Source organism: Marinobacter shunpengi (genome assembly GCF_045449715.1).
GTDB lineage: Bacteria > Pseudomonadota > Gammaproteobacteria > Pseudomonadales > Oleiphilaceae > Marinobacter.
The window spans coordinates 78,198-95,008 of record NZ_JBJJLA010000003.1 but is presented as its reverse complement, the minus strand read 5'-3'; the positions used below and the strand labels follow the sequence as shown (position 1 = coordinate 95,008).

Sequence of the window (16,811 nt, the reverse complement as noted above, 5' to 3'; positions counted from 1 at the left end):
CCATTCTGGAAAGATTCCTTTAGCCAAACGCCCCATAGGTTTCCTGCACTGCTTGTGGTTGCCACCGGAAGTTGTTATTTAACTGTTTGTTTTTATTGGTTTTGTGGTTCTTTCGTAGGCGAAAACTGTAGTTCAGCAATGGGAAGAGGGCTTTCACGAATTGGCACTCATTCGGGCCTGCATCACAAAAAATGGTTGGTTGAAGTGTGGTCAGATTCCGTTAGGGCCGTGATTTCGACACTGGGGTTACCCGGTGAAGCTGGAAACTGCGGCACCAGGGCAACGGATGATTTCCGGATTGGCGAGCCGGTCGGTAGTGGATAGAATCACCCTCATGTCGATTCAACATGCCCTTTTGACCTCACTCCTCGAGAAACCGTCCACCGGCTTTCAGCTCGCCCGGCGCTTTGACCGCTCGATCGGTCATTTCTGGCAGGCCACCCATCAGCAGATCTACCGGGAGCTGCGCCGTATGGCGTCGTCGGGCTGGGTCGAGGTGGAGGAAAAGGGGGATGATGGCAGTCGAAAACGCAAGGTCTATCATGTGCTCCCCGATGGCCGGGATGAACTGGTGCGCTGGGCGTCGGAGCCCGGCAGCTCCGGTGAGAGTAATGAGGCCCTGATGGTGAAGATCCGTGCAGAGGCGGTACTGGGCCCCCTTGGGGTGCGGCAGGAACTTGAGCGGCTGATTGATTGGCATCAGGAACGGCTGGCCAACTACCGGGCGATCGAGGCCCGGGATTTTTCGGGGCCGGACCTGACCAGGGGGCAGCGTCTCCAGCACCGGGTCTTGCTCAAGGGCATTTCCTCCGAGGAAGACTGGCTTCAGTGGGCCCGGGGCACCCTGCCGCTGTTGTCGGAACTGGCCCCGGCCTGAAGGGCGTCAGGATGGATCCGGCGGGGGATACACTGGGGACTTGCCCGCCTGGCAGGTGCCGTACAGCGCCTGGCAGGTCTGAACCGGGGGCCTGGGATGCCCCCGGTGAAATTCATCAGGCGGGTTCGGCAACGGGAGCCATGTCAGCTTCCGTCAGCCCCAGGCGTTGGCGGGCCTGGCCATACTCGCGGATCAGACGGGTCACCAGGGTGTCCACGTCGCCAACATCCTTGACCGCACCCACGCCCTGACCGGCACCCCAGATATCCTTCCAGGCCTTGCTCTTGGACTCACCGCCTGAACCGAAATTCATCTTCGACGGGTCGGATTCCGGCAGGGCATTGGGGTCCATTCCGGCGTTCTCGATGCTCTTCTTCAGGTAGTTGCCATGCACGCCGGTGAACAGGTTGGAGTAGACGATATCCTCGGCGCCACTGTCGACGATCATCTGCTTGTAGGCTTCGTCGGCGTTGGCCTCGCGGGTGGCAATGAAGGCGGACCCGATGTAGGCCAGGTCGGCGCCGGCCGCCTGGGCCGCCAGTACCGCGTTGCCATTGGCGATAGAGCCGGACAGCAGCAGCGGGCCGTCGAACCACTCGCGGATTTCCTGGACCAGGGCAAACGGTGACTGGGTACCGGCATGGCCGCCGGCACCGGCTGCCACGGCGATCAGGCCGTCAGCGCCTTTCTCAATGGCCTTCTTCGCAAAGCGGTTGTTGATAACGTCGTGGAGGGTGATACCTCCCCATTCGTGGACCTTCTGGTTCAGGTCTTCCCGGGCGCCCAGGGAGGTGATGATGATGGGTACCTTGTACTTGGCGCACAGGTCCAGGTCGTGCTCCAGGCGGTCGTTGGACCGATGCACGATCTGGTTGACGGCAAAGGGCGCCGCCGGCTTGTCCGGGTTCTGCGCGTTGTATTCCGCCAGTTCGGTGGTGATCCGGTCCAGCCATTCCTCGAGCACGTGGGCAGGGCGGGCATTCAGGGCCGGGAAGGATCCCACGATACCGGCCTTGCACTGGGCGATGACCAGATCCGGATTGGAGATGATGAACAGCGGAGAAGCCACCGCCGGCAGCGACAGGCTCTTCAGGTTATCGGGTAACGACATGACAGCTCCTGAGTCAGGCCACCGCCAGGTCACAGGTGCTGGCGGTGGAGGGTTTGGCACATGACTGACAGTTCCACCAGGAGTCGGTTGGCTCTACTTGGTGCAACCAGTTGCACAAAATTACCAGTGACCGATTTTTTGTGCAACTGGTTTCATAACTGCACCCATCACCCAGTTACGGGCTGTCCGTGGCTTCTGAGGCAACCTTGCGCAGGGCGGCCACCAGAGTATCCGGTTCCTGGGCGCCGGAAATCATGTATCGCTGGTTGACAATGAAGGCCGGGACACCGGTGACACCGGCCTGCTGCCAGTAGGCTTCCTCCTGGCGGACCTGGTCGGCATAGCGGTCGGAGGCGAGCAGTTCCCGGGCCTGGTCGCCGTCCAGGCCGATGCCTTCGGCCTGTGCACGGAGTACGTCGTGGTCGGCAATATTGGCCGCGTGTCCGAAGTAGGCGTCGAACAGGGCCATCTTCATCTCGGTCTGCAGACCGGATTCGCCCGCCCACTTCACCAATCGGTGGCCGTCGAAGGTGTTTTGGGTATGGCGTTCCTGCATGCGGGAGAAATTCAGCCCCAGTTCTTCGGCAATGCGCATCATGTCGGCCTGGGCGGCTTCCATCTCCTGGGGGCTTCGGCCGTACTTCCTCGACAGGGCCTGGAGGATGGGTTCGCCGTCGCCGGAGGCATCCGGGTTCAGTTCGAAGGCCTGCCACTGGATCTGGAAGCTGATGTCGCTGGCCAGCCTGTCCATGGCCTGCTGTAACCGTGCGTAGCCAATGGCGCACCAGGGGCAGGCGATGTCGGAGACGATATCGATCTGGAGGTTGGTCATGGGAGCTCTCGCTGACGTTAATGGGTGGTCCCGGTCGGGATGCTATAACGTCACTGTATACGAGAGCGCACCGATTGCCGATGCCTGTGGTATCGCAAGGGGAGGGCGGGGCCGCGCCGCGCCGGGCGCCCCGCCCCTGTTAAACCATCTTCGGGGGAAGGGCTACTTTTTGGCGATTACCCACACCGCATGGACGATGCCGGGAATGTACCCCAGCAGGGTCAGGAGGATATTGATCCAGAAATGCTTGCCGATACCGACCTGGAGGAAAACGCCAAGCGGTGGCAGGATGATAGCGATGAGGATTCGGATCAGGTCCATGGACAACTCCTTTAACGGCCTGTGTCGGATGGTTGGGTGGGCCGGTTCCGTGGGTCTGCTGCCAGGACTTCCGGGCACCCAGCGTGCTATCCAGTCTTGTGATGAAGATTAGCAATAAAAGCCGGAGGACGAATTAAAGTTGGGCAATGCAGACGCCGGTACCGGCCTTTTCAACCATCATGACGGGCGACACCGGACATGTTGAGATCATCGCTGTCGGGCGAGCTGGTTCACCATACCCGGGATCGTATCGGGCCGATCATGGTAATCGACTATCGCCGCCACCGGGTGCTGACGTTCGATTCCGTGTTCGAACAGAGCAAGATCGACCGCCGCCGGCCCTGGCTGCCCGTGCACGAATACAACCGGGCGATGCTGTTGCCCGTAGCCTGGCAGCGGCCTTCCCGGGCCGTGGTGCTTGGTGTTGGTGGTGGGACACTGGTGGGGGCATTGCACCACCTGCTGCCTGACTGTCATATCCATGCAGTGGATCTTCGCCGTGAGGTCGTTCAGGTGGCCCGGGATTTCTTCAGCCTGCCGCAGACCGAACGGGTCCGGGTCACCATTGCGGAAGCGCGCCAGGTTCTGGACGATATGCCGGAAGGCAGTGCCGACCTGATCCTGGCGGATCTCTATGGTGCGGACCGCATGAGCCCGGCCCAGTCCCGCCGGCATTTTGTCGAATTGTGCCACCGGGTCCTGTCGGATCGAGGCTGGCTGGCGGTGAACTATCATCGCCCGCCGGATCCGGAGGGACGTCTTTCCCGGCAGTTGCGGCAGCAGTTTGCCAGCCTGTTCAGCTACACCAGCAAATCCAACAACACGGTGTTGCTGGCGTCGAGGCAGCGGGTCCCGCTGTTGCCCGGTAGGGAGCCAATATTCAGGGATCTTGAGAAGACACTGCCTATTGCCTGGCCTAAGCTGATGGCAAAGGTCAGAGAGGGACTGTGAAAGGAGCGACGCGATGTCTATCCAGTTGAAGCGCGCCTATGACCCGTTGGGTCAAGATGGCTATCGGGTACTGGTGGACCGGCTGTGGCCCAGGGGTATCCCAAAGGAGAAACTGCAGGCGGATGAGTGGCTGCGGGAGGTCGCCCCCTCCGACGACCTCCGCAAGGACTTTCACAAGGGCCGGCTTTCCTGGGACGAGTTCCGTCGTGGTTATCTCGGGGAACTGAAGCAACAGCGGGACAAACTGAGGCCGCTGGCCGAACGGGCGTCCGGGGAAACGGTCACCCTGTTGTTCAGCGCGAAGGACCGGGATCGCAATAACGCGGTGGTATTGCGCCAGTATCTGGCCATGCTGGGATGATCCGGGGACTCAGGCCTTGAGGATGCCGACGGCCAGCCGCCCGGCAAGGGCGATGAGCAGGACGCCGAAAAACCGTTCCAGCCATACCACATTGCGCTGGAGTCCGCCGAGGAGCCGGCGGTTGGAGAACAGCCAGGCCACCGTGAGATACCAGACGGTATCGATCACCATGGCCGTTGCCGCGTAACCCAGTTTCGCCAATGTCGGGGTTTCCGGCCCCACCACCTGGCTGAACAGGGCGATGAAGAACACCGCCACCTTGGGGTTGAGGAAGGCCAGCATGAATCCATCCCGCGCCGCGCTGGTGGTGGTCGGAACCTCCGGCAGCTCGTCATGCTGTGACCGCTTTGCCATCAGCCCCCTCACGCCGAGCCATGCCAGGTAGGCGGCCCCGAGCCACTGCAGGCCGGTAAACAGGAGCGGCGAGGCGATGATGATGGCCGCCAGGCCCATAATGCTCAGGAAGGCATACAGGCCGATGCCCAGGCCGTGGGTCACTGCGGCGGTCATGCCGTTTCGTCGGCCCCCGGACACGGTCTGCCTGAGGACCAGTGCCAGTGACGGGCCGGGGGACATGGCCCCGAGGGCGCAGATGGTGACAACAGTCAGCCAGGTGGTCAGGGTCATTGCAGGTTTCCGTTAGTTGTCCTCGTTTGACGGGCTCCCAGCAGGGTCAGGAATACCGCCACACCCAGTCCCCAGAAGCCGTTCAGTATCAGGCCGCCAAACCAGCTCTGTGCTGACACCTCCATCCCCTTGAGGGGAAAGACCACCAGCATGGCGACAGCGGTGGGACCGATGGCCCCCAGAACGATCATCAGGCACCAGAAGGCAGGGGGTTTCAGGTGCCCCAGAAGTGCCCAGAGCAAGACGCCCCAGAGCCCGCCGAAAAATGCCAATGATACCACGGCAGGCACCCCCAGTGGTGGCGCCGGGCTCAGGTTGAAGGGCCCGACCGGGACAACCCCCGCCAGGTAGAACAGGCCGAACAATCCCTGGTGAAAGATCAGGGTGGCCAGGAAACCGCTGATAAATGCCTTGATCCATGACATGGGGTATGCACCTCCAAGCGAGCTATTGACGGGTTCATGGAGTGTAGCGGTTTGCTGGCGATGGGGTAAGGCGGGACGAATGACCCTGGCTGGGCCAGGGTCATTACAACGGTAAGGCAACGGCAATCAGTCTACCCGGGTCAGGGTCACATCGATGTTGCCACGGGTGGCGTTGGAGTAGGGGCATACCTGGTGAGCCAGCTCGATCAGTTGTTGCGCCTGCTCGTCATCCATGCCGGGCAGTGAGATGCGCAGTTCCACCTGGATACCAAAGGCGTTACCGACCGGGCCAATACCCACCATGCCTTCGATGGAGGCGTCTTCCGGCATGGGCAGCTTGGCCTTGCCGGCCACTGCTTTCATCGCACCAATGAAACAGGCGGAATAGCCGGCGGCAAACAGTTGTTCCGGATTGGTGCCTTCGCCACCGGCACCGCCGAGTGCCTTGGGAGTGGCCAGGGCGACATCCAGCACGCCATCGGATGAAATGGCGCGGCCGTCACGGCCACCGGTGGCTTCTGCGGATGCGGTATAGAGTACCTTTTCCAGGGACATGGTGTTTCTCCTTCTGAGGATTGTCGGATGGGTCCCGGGCCGATCTGATGGGGAATGAGTCCGGGAACCTTGGTTGCCGGGGCCGGGGTGACCGGCCCGCTGTACATCACAAGGCACCATACGCCGCAAATTGATTGCTGGCAACTATGTTGTGCACAATTTAAATGACAGAAAGATTAACACGATGCCCTCGCGTGCGCTCAGAACAGGGGTTCGAGAATGGGAATGACCTCGCTGGCGTTATGGGTCCTGGCCAGGTCCAGGGCGGTGTCGCCTTCGGCGTCGGTCAACGCCGGGTTGGCGCCACAGCCCAGGAGAAGATCAGTGATGTCCGCCTGGTTATCCATCGCTGCCTGCATCAGCGGCGTCCGCTGGTGGTTGTCGGGCCGGTCAGGGTCAGCACCCTTGACCAGCAGCAGGCGGGCCGTGTCCAGGTGGCCGTTGCGGGTGGCGAGCATCAACAGGGTGTCGCCCTCGCTGGTGCGCATATTGACCGGAACGCCCGCCTCCAGCAGAGGGGAGAGCATGCCCGTGCCGCCATTCCTGGCAAGATCGAAGATGCCCTGGGCAAAGGCTATGGCGTCCTTGTCCTGTTCGTTTTCCGGTTGCCGGGGACCGGCTGGTTTGCCTTCGCTCATGGCGTCTCCCAAGACCCTGTACGGGTGATGATGGTTATCGGTTTCCGTCCACTGGCGACCGCTTTCGGAGAAGCCGCTGGCCTGTCGCGACCGTGGGACAGCCTGAAAGCGGTACGGATTATCTGTATGATTGCGGGCCATTTTACCAGAGTCTGACTTATCAGAGTCCAGGGAGCCGTGACCGATGTCGTCCCTTGAAGTCTACCAGTATGTGCTGATCGCCCTGATCTTTGTCTGGAGCGGGTTTGTCCGCTCGGGGCTGGGGTTTGGCGGCGCGGTCCTGTCACTGCCGTTCCTGTTGCTGGTGCACAACGAGCCACTGGTGTTCCTGCCCATCATCGCGGTTCATCTGCTGGTGTTCTCGTCCCTGACCATCTGGATGAATAACCGTGGGGGTGGAGGCGAGGGCGTCCCGGTGGAGAGCACCGTGGACTGGCGATACCTGGGGTATCTGCTGGCGGTGATGATCGTGCCCAAGCTGATCGGGGTGTTCGGGCTGATCACGCTGCCGTCACAGGTACTCAGTGCCATTATCTTCGTGATTGTGTCGGTCTACTCGCTCTCCTATATCTTCAACCGACCCTTCCGCAGTGGCAGCCGGGTGGTGGAGTTGGTGTTCCTGATGGTGGGTGGCTATATCAGTGGCACGTCGCTGATAGGGGCGCCGCTGATCATCGCCGTGGCGGCCCAGCACCTGCCGAAGACCAAGCTACGGGACACGCTGTTCGCCCTCTGGTTCATCCTCGTTCTCATCAAACTGGTGGCCTTTATCCTGGCCGATGTCGACCTGCAGCTCATCCATCATCTGTGGTTGCTGCCCTGTGCGGCTGTGGGCCATGTCATCGGGCTGTGGATCCATCAGCGGATGCTGCAGGCGGAAACCCCGGTGTTCTTTCGGGTGCTGGGCACGGTCCTGCTGGTGGTCAGCCTGGTGGGCCTGGTCCAGGCGTTCCTGTGATCCGCAATCGTTGCAGAAGATAGTAATTCTCATTAATATCTGTTCACGATTTTCAGTACGGGCGGGTTCCGTCCCGGTAGTTCACCATCTGGAGAAGTCATATGTTGCCTGATCAGGCTGGCGGTCGTTTTCGGCTGAAGGGGATTGTTCGTCTCACGGGATTGGGAATGATGTTGGCGGGCCTGGCGCCCGTGGCGATGGCGCAATCGACTGGAGAAGAGCAGGAACCCGGCGAGCTGCAGGCCCTCCAGGTGACCGGCAGTGTGCTGAAGGTGGATGTGCCGCTGGCGGAATCGCCGCGCCCGGCTTCCGTGGTGGACCGGGAGGAACTGGATGACCGCAATGTCCAGTCCCTGGACGAGAGCTTCCGTTACCGCGCTGGTGTGGTATCCGGCCACTATGGCGCCGACAACGACACCGACTGGTTCAAGGTTCGTGGTTTTGACCAGTCCACCTACCAGGACAGCCTGCGGATCTACCGTGAGGGCTATTTCCAGTGGTTGCCCGAACCCTTCGGCCTGGAACGGGTGGAGGTGCTCAAGGGGCCGGCGTCCATCCTCTATGGTGAGGCGCCTCCGGGCGGCATCATCAACGCGGTCAGCAAGCGCCCCTCCGACGAGAAATCCGGGATCATTGAATTGCAGGTTGGCAACCGTGAGCACCGCCAACTGAACCTCGACACCACCGGTGCTCTTACCGACACCGCCAGTTACCGGCTGGTGGCGGTCTACAAGGACCGGGAAGGGGATCTGGACCATACCGACAACGAGCGCTATTACCTGGCCCCCAGCGTTGCCATCGATCTGGGGGATCAGACACGCCTGACCGTACTGTCGAGCTTCCAGAAGGATGATGGTGTTCCGGTCAATGGCTTCAAGCTCCCGTACGGCACCATCGACGATACGCCCTATGGCAAGGTGGATCGTTCCACCAACCTGGGGCAACCCGGTTACGACAAGAATGATCGTACCCAGACCGCCATCGGCTACGAGCTGGAACACACCATGGATGAGACCTGGTCATTCATGCAGAACGTGCGTTATAACCGGCTGGACCTTGAATTGCGCAGTAGCTACGCCGGCGCCCAGAACCCCACGGATCCCCGTGTGGCGGACCAGGGCCTGGTCTACCGGGATGGCACCACCGATGGCTGGACCATGGACAACCGGCTGATGGGCCAGTTCTTTACGGATCGCCTGGAGAATACGTTGCTGGTCGGGCTCGACTACCAGCGGTTGACCGCCGAGGGCGACGAGTACGATGTATTTCCATCCTATGATTTCAACAATGGCGTGTACTTTACCCCGCCATTCGGCACGGTCGATATGTTTGATCCGACCTATGGCAACTTTACGCCCGTTACCGATGCCGACCTGACCGAAAGCGAGAGTTACAAGCGTCAGGTGGGCCTTTACCTGCAGAACCAGTTGCGGGTGGATGACCGCTGGGTTCTCCTGGCCAGCCTGCGCCAGGACTGGGCCAACACCGAGGTAGTGACCGGTGGCGCTCCCCAGGAATCCGATGATGAGGAACTGACGGTGTCGGCGGGCATCATGTACCTGGCGGATAACGGCCTGTCTCCTTATATCAGCTACAGCGAGTCCTTCGAGCCTCAGGTCGGTACCGATGCGAATGGTGACCTGTACGAGCCGCTGCATGGTGAGCAACTGGAAGCAGGCGTGAAGTACGCGCCCCTGTGGATGGATGGCTACGTTTCCGCGGCCGCCTTCAGGATCGAGGAAGAGAACGGTCTGGTGTTCGGTGGCGCCTCCCAGGTCCAGTTGGGTGAGAAGGAATCCCGAGGGTTTGAGCTTGAAGGCAACGTATACCTGACGGATCTCTGGCAGGTGACAGCCGCCTATACCTACATGGATACCGAAGTCCGAAACGATTTCGCCAACACCGAGGCCCGGGCGCCGTTGATTCCCCGCCACATGGCGTCGTTCTGGACAGACTATGACCTGAGCCAGCTCCTGCCCGGCCTGAAGGTGGGCGGTGGTCTCCGCTACAATGGTGAAACCAGGGATGGCGATACCACCGTACCGTCCTTCACCGTGGCGGACCTGATGGCGCGCTATGACTTTGACCAGAACTGGCGGATGCAGGTGAACGTCAACAACGTTACCGACAAGGAATACATCGCCAGTTGCGAGTACTGGTGCTACTACGGCGAATCCCGCAGCGTTATCGGTAGCCTGAGTTACCGCTGGTAAATCCCGCCCCAACAGACCTCCCGGCCAGCCCCCTTGCCGGGAGGTGTTTCAGAACAATCCCATCTGCTCCCCCGATGGCCGACGGAAAAGGTCGGTCCTCAGGGCGGCTTCCGCTTCCTGGTTAAGCCCGACGGCCCGCGCCTGCCGATTGAACCGCTGGCGGATCAGGTCCGCGTAGGGCCCGGTTCCGGTCATGCGCTTGCCAAACCCGCTCTGGTACACCTTACCCTCCCGCAGGTCGCGGATGCGGTTCATGACGTGTTCCGCCCGTTGTGGAAAGTGCCGTTGCAGCCAGTCCTGGAACAGTTCGTCCAGCTCCAGGGGGAGTCGCAGCATGACCCAGCTTGCCCGGGTCGCCCCGGCGTCCGCTGCCGATGCCAGAATGTGTTCCAGTTCGTGATCGTTTATGAAGGGGATCACCGGCCCCATGATGATCCCGGTGGGAATGCCGGCCGCGGACAGTTCCCGCAGCATCTTCAGCCGGGTGGCGGGCGCGGCGGTGCGGGGTTCCATGACCCGTTTGAGCTGATTATCCAGGGTGGTCAGGCTCACCCGGACCGAGCACAGCCCCAGCTTTGCAAGTTCGGTGAGCAGGTCCAGGTCCCGCAGTATCAGCGCCCCCTTGGTGATGATGGACACCGGGTGCCGGTATTCCAGCAGGACCTCCAGCAGGTCGCGCGTAATCCGCCGCTCCCGTTCCACTGGTTGATAGGCATCGGTGTTAATGCCCAGCGCGATTGGCGAGGGCGTGTAGCCGGGCTTATCCAGCTCGCGCCGTAGCTGCCGGGCGGCGTTGGGCTTGGCGATCAGCCGGGTCTCGAAATCCAGCCCCGGTGACATGTCCCAGTAGGCGTGGGTGGGTCGGGCAAAACAGTAGATGCAGGCATGTTCACAGCCCCGGTAGGGATTGATGGAACGGTCAAACGGTATATCCGGCGACTGGTTGCGGCTGATGATGGTGCGGACCTGTTCGTCCCTGACCTCGGTGGCCAGGGAGTCCGGATTCAGATCATCCTCCGGATCCCGGTACCAGTCTTCGTCACGGGCCCTGTCGGAGACCAGAGGCTGGAAACGGTTGTGGGGGTTGAGGGCCGTGCCGCGGGTTTTCATGGGAGCACCTGATACTGTCTGCATATACAGTATTCGATAGTACGTGCGGGGCCGCTCCCCTGCAATGCTGACGTTATTCGTTTTGCTTCTGCTTCAGGAACAACACGATCGCAGGTGGCATATGGGCCACGCCAACGGCGGTCAGAAAGGCCGCCAGGCCACCGCCTTCCTCCGCGCCCATGTAGACCCCGGACACCACCCAGCCAAAGGCCACCGCCACCAGAACCAGCAGTCCATGGCCGATCCAGCGCCGGGGAGAGGGCACCTGGCGGGACAGTTGCCAGTGGGCGTAGCCGGCGGCACCCAGGGTGACGACCAGCAAAAGCAGGGTGAGAACAACGCGCAAGGGCTTCTCCTGTCAGGTGGTATGGAATAAGCTGCCGTTAATCTGAACATGGTGGCGGCCCCGGGCCGGTTCAACGCCGCCTTTCCTTCAAAGTCATCCCAACAAGAACAGGAACCGTTCATGGCAGAATCAAATGTTGTAGCAGGCCTCTCGCTGGACCGCCTGGAAAATATCAGTCGCCACCTGGACGAAAACTACATTCGCCCCGGCAAACTCCCCGGAGCGGTGACGCTGGTTGCCCGCAAGGGCGAGGTGGCCTGGGTCAATGCCCAGGGAATGATGGATGTGGAACGGAACAAACCAGCCAGGCGCGACACCCTGTTCCGGATCTACTCCATGACCAAGCCGGTGACCTCTATCGCCATGATGCAGCTCTACGAGCAGGGGCGATTCCTGCTGGATGATCCGGTGCACAAGTACATTCCTTCCTGGAAGCACCTGGGTGTCTACGACAGTGGCATCTATCCGAACTTCGTCACCCGCCCGGCGATCACTACCATGACCATCCGTGACCTGTTCACCCACATGTCCGGGCTGACCTACGGGTTCCTGTTCCGCAGCAATGTGGACGCAGCTTACCGGGCCCTGAAGCTGGATGGTGGCAAGGACCTGACCCTGGACAGGCTGGTGGAGCACCTGGCGGAGATGCCCCTGGAGTTCGACCCGGGTACCGCCTGGAACTATTCGGTGGCCACCGACGTGCTGGGCTACCTGGTCCAGAAACTGTCGGGCCAGCCCCTGGACGACTATTTCCGGGAACACATCTTCGGGCCGCTGGGGATGTCGGATACCGGTTTCCGGGTGCGGGATGACCAGGTCGACCGTTTCGCGGCCTGCTACCTGTACCAGCCCGGCGATACCATGAAACTGCAGGATGACCCGGAAACCTCCCGCTACCGGCAACCGGCCAGCTTCCTCTCCGGCGGGGCGGGGCTGGTGTCCACGGTGGATGACTATTTCCGGTTTGCCCAGGCCCTGTGCCAGGGCGGGGCCCTCGATGGGCAGCGGATTATCGGTCGCAAGACCCTGGAGTTCATGCGCACCAACCACCTGCCCGACAACCAGGACCTGCCTGACCTCTCCATTGGTGCCTTCAGTGAAACGCCCTACGAAGGGAACGGCTTCGGCCTTGGCTTCTCGGTGAAGACCGATGTGGCCAAGTCCCGCACCAATGGTTCCGTCGGGGAATATGGCTGGGGCGGTCTGGCCAGCACCAACTTCTTCGTGGATCCAGCGGAGGAGATGGTCATGGTGTTCATGACCCAGTTGATCCCCTCATCCTCCTATCCGATACGGGAGGAGTTGAGGGCGATGATCAACGGGGCGCTGGTGTAGCGGCCCGGTGTGCCGTCTGGATCGTTCGCTGGCCACTGCGCGGCGAATGATCCAGACGGGACAGCCAGGAATGTCTTAGCCGGTGCGCCCGAACATCCTCTCCAGGAATCCTGCCTCACGGACATTGGGAACCGGCAGGGACTCCAGGGAGTCCATGGCCTCGCGCCAGAACCGGACCGGATTGTCCAGGCAGGCGACCTTTTCCTTTTCCTCCCGGGTAAAGGTGTTGTGGTCGCCGGTCAGGCCGGAGTCCAGGATCGCCCGGGTCCACAGGTACAGGCTGCCGCGGATGGTTTTCAGCACCTCGCAATAGGTGCTGCGGCTGATGTTGATGGCAAGCTCCGCCGACAGGTTGATCTTCTGTTGCAGGTCCAGTAACTGGTCTCCCGGCAGGGCGATGCGGTGGCCGTTGCCCTTCTTGCAGTTCAGACAGGCCTGTTCCAGGTTGGTGACGTCATCCCGCAGGTCCAGGTGGCCAAACTGACGCACCTGCTGCTGGTCGATGGGCGCCGGTATCCAGCCGTACTGCGGCGACCTGGCGACAATATGGCCATTGACGTCGTGGCGGTAGGCGGGCAATTCCGCCGTTTTGTCGTATCCTTCGAATTCCGCCCGGAGCCAGGCGGCGGTGTTCCTGTGGCGAAGCATCATTGCGAGGGTAATGGCTGAAGGCATGATGTCGGCCAGGTGTTCGCTGGCATCGACAACGCGCTCCTGAAGATGATCGACAGGTGCTGGCATGTGTGACTTACTCCCGTACCGGATAATCGTCGTTTCCGGCCTATTGTTGTTGTATATGGGTAAAAAGTAGACGTAGTCTCGTCTCACGTCTGTTTGATAAAAGTAATGACCAGGTAACACTTTGTATACACGAATGTGACCTGGGGCGCCAATAGCTTTCGATAATGTCACATCAGGTTTAGGGGGGCAGTTGTGGCGGGTCCGGCGTGATGTTGGACGTAACGACGAGTGAAAACATGTCGTCATTGGCGTTGTACTTTTTGGGCGACATATCCACTGGTTTCATAATTCTGTAGGGTTCCTCTTCCACTATCTATTACAGGCAGTCCATAATCTGGAAAGGAGAAGCACGAAAGCTGTCGCCACAATCCATATCACGGTAATAGCTTGCGTGGAACACAGCTCATGGTTTGGACACGTTACCTGTCCAGGAGAGCATCGCCAGTCTCCGGTACAGCTAACACCTCCTTCTAGCGAGGTCGTCGGGGTACGCTCACCGTCTGTCGTACTCATTGATTGGCCTGGAGGACGATGATGGGTATTGCCCGCAGAAAATCCGAGCCAGGCACCCAGCGCCAGCTATTGACGCTGCAGCACCTCAGGGGGCTGTTTCGTCGCCTCCCGTGGGTCCGGGGAGTCCGGGGGTTTCGGCTGGTCAGCTACTCGGTGGTCGTCCTGGCGGCCGTGATGCCGGCGCTGGTCTGGAACAGCCTCAGCATGCCCGGTGATACCTGGAGCGAGCCGGCATTACCCTTCCACGGCCCCATTGTGCTCATCGGCGGTATCCTGGTGCTGGAAGTGGCGCTGATTCTCTGGGTCAAGATGTTGCAGTTCGGCAACGAGCGGGTACAGCGGCGGCGTAAATCGCAGCAGCCGGCCCCGTCCATTGACCCCGGGAAGTCGTTTGCCCGGACCTATACGGAATCCCCGGACCCTGCCGTTGCCCCGGACGACAGGCCCCGGGTGCTGGTGGTGGACGATGACCCCATCAACCGCATGATCCTGCGCAAACAGTTGTTGAGGCTGAATGTGGAGCCGGTGAGTGCAGCAGACGGCATGGAAGCACTGGATACCGTGCAGCGGGGACACTGGGACATGATCCTGATGGACGGCCAGATGCCACGCCTTGACGGGCCCGAGACATCCCTGGAAATTCGTCTGAGGGAGCTTCTGCCCGCCGATATCCCCATCATCGGGATCACCACCAACGATACGCCGGAGTTCCGCGAACGGTGCCTGAAGTCCGGCATGCAGGCCTGCTACCACAAGCCCGTGCGCCGCTTCGTGATTGAAAAACTGGTGGACTTCTATATCCGGCAACGGGTCGCCGAGAACCCCGATAATATCCTGGAACGCAGGTTTACCACCTCCACCACGAACGCCTCCTGAGTCGTCCCATAGCCCTGCCTGGCCCGTTACGCATTTGTCATTCCAGATGCCGGAACATCAGGTAACCTGACTGAGCAATGTCGGCACCGGCACTTCAAGGGTGTCGGTGTGAAGGGGGATGTCCATGGATTCCAGGGTACGCCGACGGGAGGAGTGATGATGACCGACTGGCTGCTGGCAAATCCCCATGCGGGGGACGGTGAACGCAATGCGGATTTCTGGCGGGATCACCTGGCACGGGTCGGGTTGGAAAATGTCAGGGCCTGCGACCTGGACAATCTCGACTGGGTCCGGGAGGTGTGCAGCGGCGATCGCATCCTGGCGGCCGGTGGGGATGGGTCGGTCAACCAGGCGGCGGCCATCTGTCTGGAAACCGGGGCCTGCCTCGCGGTCCTGCCCTCTGGCACCGCCAACGACTTCTTTCGCAACCTGGGCATCAACCCCGATCCGGAGGCCATCTGCCGGGCGCTGATGGAATGCCATCAGCATCCGGTGGATGTGGGCCGGTTTGACCGGGGGGTATGCCTTAATGTGGCCCATGTCGGCCTGGGCACGCTGCCGGCCCGGGATGCCAACGCCAATGGCAACCGTAAGAAATGGCTTGGCCAGTTCAGCTACCTGGTGTCCTTGCTGGGGCGCCTGTTCTCCCAACGAGGCTTCCGGGCCACCATCGCGACGGACACGGCAACGGTGACGGGCCGGTGGCTGTCCATTGCCATTGCCAATGGGGCCTGGTTCGGCGGTGGCACTGAGGTGCCCGGGGCGGCCGTGGATAATGGCAGACTGGTGGTGATCGCGGTCCGGCCGGCATCCATGGTCAGCCTGGTGGGGGCGTTCATCATGACCCGGCTGCTGAGGCGAACGCCCAGGGATACGAAAACGGTGGTGGAGCTGGCCTGCCCCTGGTGTCGGATAACCACCCGCCGGCCCAGGACCGTCACCGTGGACGGGGATGTGGTGGGGAAGACTCCCCTTGAGATGACCTGCCGGCCAGGCGAATTGCGGGTGATCCGGAATTCCCCTGAGTAGTTTCGTGCCTCTGGGGGTGGCTATCAGTACCCTGAATAGGCCTCGGGGTGCCAGCCGGCAAAGGTCTCACCCATGGCTTGCGGTTCTGGCTGGGCCTCCGGTGCGACCAGTTCGGCGGTCAGGCGGTGGTCCCGTATCTCCTGCACCACCAGGTCGAAATCCGGTTCCATACGAACACGGGTATTGGCTCGGGGCTGGTTGTCCTTGCGTAACACCGGGAATTCTTCCGCCAGCGCACCGCAGACCCGCAGCAGGCTGATCGTGAGTGCCCCGTGATTGAGCCACGCCATTTCCCGGAGCTGTTTCCACTGGGTCGGGGCTTTGTCGTGCAGCCGGTAGATAACGCCGGCATTGTTGGCCGGGTCCGCCGGGATGACCACCAGTCGGGCGGTCGGAATCCGGCTCTGGTCGAACAGGGAACCACTGCCGAAGCGGGGCTTGATGGTCAGGCACAGCTCCGGGAATTGCAGATTCAGGTGTTCGAGCTGGGCCAGGAAGAAGGCACCGATGCCCGGTTCGATAAACAGGTGTCCATGAAGGGGCTCCCGGTCCAGGAACATCTCGTCACCGGTATCAAGATAACTTTGCAGTGCCAGCATCGGGATCATCTCCCGTACCATGGCGCTGCGCAGGGCCCAGGGGTGGTCCCGAAGCCGGGAAGATAGCTCGATCGCCAGGGGCTGGCAGGTTTCCGGGCAATAGCGAAAGCGTCCCAACTGCCGCTCGGCGGTATTGTAGCGAACGGTGAAGCCCTCACGGGAACGGAGGGTGCCGTTGAAGTACCGTTCGTTACACAGGTCAAACAGCGTCTGCAGGTCATTACAGGGAATGGGGTCGGCGCCGGCTGGCATGGGCGTCGTCCTCCGTCTTGTGGGATTACACCGAATTATAGTGAATTGTAGTTAATCCTCAGTGGCTATGCCGTAACAGCGAGTAACGCTTTGTGTCCCGGAATGCGCGTCGTGTGTAGGGAAGTACCGAGATAAAGTCAG

19 protein-coding genes are annotated in these 16,811 nt (G+C 61.1%); 8 read left to right on the top strand and 11 right to left on the bottom strand.

The genetic code is table 11. The annotated features are described in order from the left end of the window. Nucleotides 1–334 precede the first annotated feature (334 nt). Nucleotides 335–877 carry a PadR family transcriptional regulator gene (locus ACJO3T_RS00815; RefSeq protein ID WP_406964022.1) on the top strand — a complete coding sequence of 181 codons (543 nt, stop codon included), beginning with the start codon at nt 335–337 and terminating at the stop codon, nt 875–877. A 115-nt stretch (nt 878–992) separates the two neighbouring features. Here ACJO3T_RS00815 and ACJO3T_RS00810 read toward each other — a convergent pair whose 3' ends face one another. The 3 genes from ACJO3T_RS00810 to ACJO3T_RS00800 form a co-directional block, all read right to left on the bottom strand. After that, a complete protein-coding gene (locus ACJO3T_RS00810) occupies nt 993–1,988 on the bottom strand; it encodes an NAD(P)H-dependent flavin oxidoreductase (RefSeq protein ID WP_406977527.1) in 996 nt (331 codons plus the stop codon). A gap of 175 nt (nt 1,989–2,163) precedes the next feature. Next, nucleotides 2,164–2,820: a DsbA family oxidoreductase gene (locus ACJO3T_RS00805; RefSeq protein ID WP_406964024.1), complete on the bottom strand. Its 657-nt coding sequence runs from the start codon at nt 2,818–2,820 to the stop codon at nt 2,164–2,166. A 162-nt stretch (nt 2,821–2,982) separates the two neighbouring features. Beyond that, entirely contained in the window at nt 2,983–3,141 is a 159-nt protein-coding gene (locus tag ACJO3T_RS00800) for a YqaE/Pmp3 family membrane protein (RefSeq protein WP_328185865.1), read from the bottom strand. 198 nt (nt 3,142–3,339) lie between these two features. Here ACJO3T_RS00800 and ACJO3T_RS00795 point away from each other — a divergent pair, with 198 nt between their 5' ends. Together ACJO3T_RS00795 and ACJO3T_RS00790 are read left to right on the top strand one after the other, a co-directional pair. After that, a complete protein-coding gene (locus tag ACJO3T_RS00795; protein WP_406964025.1) occupies nt 3,340–4,092 on the top strand; it encodes a spermidine synthase in 753 nt (250 codons plus the stop codon). 13 nt (nt 4,093–4,105) lie between these two features. Next, nucleotides 4,106–4,453 (top strand): DUF488 domain-containing protein, encoded by a 348-nt coding sequence (locus ACJO3T_RS00790; RefSeq protein WP_406964026.1) that lies wholly within the window; start codon nt 4,106–4,108, stop codon nt 4,451–4,453. A gap of 9 nt (nt 4,454–4,462) precedes the next feature. Here ACJO3T_RS00790 and ACJO3T_RS00785 read toward each other — a convergent pair whose 3' ends face one another. The 4 genes from ACJO3T_RS00785 to ACJO3T_RS00770 form a co-directional block, all read right to left on the bottom strand. After that, nucleotides 4,463–5,080, bottom strand: a complete 618-nt coding sequence (locus tag ACJO3T_RS00785; protein WP_406964027.1) for a LysE family translocator — start codon at nt 5,078–5,080, stop codon at nt 4,463–4,465. Continuing rightward, nucleotides 5,077–5,505, bottom strand: a complete 429-nt coding sequence (locus tag ACJO3T_RS00780; protein WP_406977526.1) for a hypothetical protein — start codon at nt 5,503–5,505, stop codon at nt 5,077–5,079. Before ACJO3T_RS00780 ends, ACJO3T_RS00785 begins: the two co-directional genes overlap by 4 nt. Nucleotides 5,506–5,631: 126 nt before the next feature. Then, the gene (locus ACJO3T_RS00775; RefSeq protein ID WP_406964029.1) at nt 5,632–6,060 is read right to left on the bottom strand and encodes an organic hydroperoxide resistance protein; all 429 of its coding nucleotides are present in this window, start codon (nt 6,058–6,060) and stop codon (nt 5,632–5,634) included. A 200-nt stretch (nt 6,061–6,260) separates the two neighbouring features. Continuing rightward, complete coding sequence (locus ACJO3T_RS00770) at nt 6,261–6,698, bottom strand: ankyrin repeat domain-containing protein (RefSeq protein ID WP_406977525.1); 438 nt, start codon at nt 6,696–6,698, stop codon at nt 6,261–6,263. Nucleotides 6,699–6,882: 184 nt separating this feature from the next. Between ACJO3T_RS00770 and ACJO3T_RS00765 the strand changes: the two genes are divergently transcribed. Further along, entirely contained in the window at nt 6,883–7,656 is a 774-nt protein-coding gene (locus ACJO3T_RS00765; RefSeq protein WP_406964031.1) for a TSUP family transporter, read from the top strand. A 167-nt stretch (nt 7,657–7,823) separates the two neighbouring features. Further along, nucleotides 7,824–9,869, top strand: coding sequence for a TonB-dependent siderophore receptor (locus ACJO3T_RS00760; RefSeq protein ID WP_406964032.1), 2,046 nt, complete (start codon nt 7,824–7,826; stop codon nt 9,867–9,869). Between the two features lie 48 nt (nt 9,870–9,917). On the opposite strand, the gene ACJO3T_RS00755 is transcribed toward ACJO3T_RS00760, so the two are convergent. Beyond that, nucleotides 9,918–10,979: a PA0069 family radical SAM protein gene (locus ACJO3T_RS00755; RefSeq protein WP_406964033.1), complete on the bottom strand. Its 1,062-nt coding sequence runs from the start codon at nt 10,977–10,979 to the stop codon at nt 9,918–9,920. A gap of 73 nt (nt 10,980–11,052) precedes the next feature. Then, a complete protein-coding gene (locus ACJO3T_RS00750; RefSeq protein WP_406977524.1) occupies nt 11,053–11,325 on the bottom strand; it encodes a hypothetical protein in 273 nt (90 codons plus the stop codon). A 120-nt stretch (nt 11,326–11,445) separates the two neighbouring features. Here ACJO3T_RS00750 and ACJO3T_RS00745 point away from each other — a divergent pair, with 120 nt between their 5' ends. Beyond that, on the top strand, nt 11,446–12,660 hold the full coding sequence (locus tag ACJO3T_RS00745) for a serine hydrolase domain-containing protein (protein ID WP_406977523.1): 1,215 nt from the start codon (nt 11,446–11,448) through the stop codon (nt 12,658–12,660). A gap of 75 nt (nt 12,661–12,735) precedes the next feature. Here the strand turns inward: ACJO3T_RS00745 and ACJO3T_RS00740 are convergent, their stop codons facing one another. Then, the gene (locus ACJO3T_RS00740; protein WP_406964036.1) at nt 12,736–13,401 is read right to left on the bottom strand and encodes an AbiTii domain-containing protein; all 666 of its coding nucleotides are present in this window, start codon (nt 13,399–13,401) and stop codon (nt 12,736–12,738) included. A gap of 534 nt (nt 13,402–13,935) precedes the next feature. Between ACJO3T_RS00740 and ACJO3T_RS00735 the strand changes: the two genes are divergently transcribed. Both ACJO3T_RS00735 and ACJO3T_RS00730 read left to right on the top strand, forming a co-directional pair. Beyond that, complete coding sequence (locus ACJO3T_RS00735) at nt 13,936–14,790, top strand: response regulator (RefSeq protein ID WP_406977522.1); 855 nt, start codon at nt 13,936–13,938, stop codon at nt 14,788–14,790. A 159-nt stretch (nt 14,791–14,949) separates the two neighbouring features. Continuing rightward, entirely contained in the window at nt 14,950–15,819 is an 870-nt protein-coding gene (locus ACJO3T_RS00730) for a diacylglycerol/lipid kinase family protein (protein ID WP_406964038.1), read from the top strand. Between the two features lie 23 nt (nt 15,820–15,842). Here ACJO3T_RS00730 and ACJO3T_RS00725 read toward each other — a convergent pair whose 3' ends face one another. Next, the gene (locus tag ACJO3T_RS00725; RefSeq protein ID WP_406964039.1) at nt 15,843–16,670 is read right to left on the bottom strand and encodes a hypothetical protein; all 828 of its coding nucleotides are present in this window, start codon (nt 16,668–16,670) and stop codon (nt 15,843–15,845) included. Between the last annotated feature and the right edge of the window lie 141 nt (nt 16,671–16,811).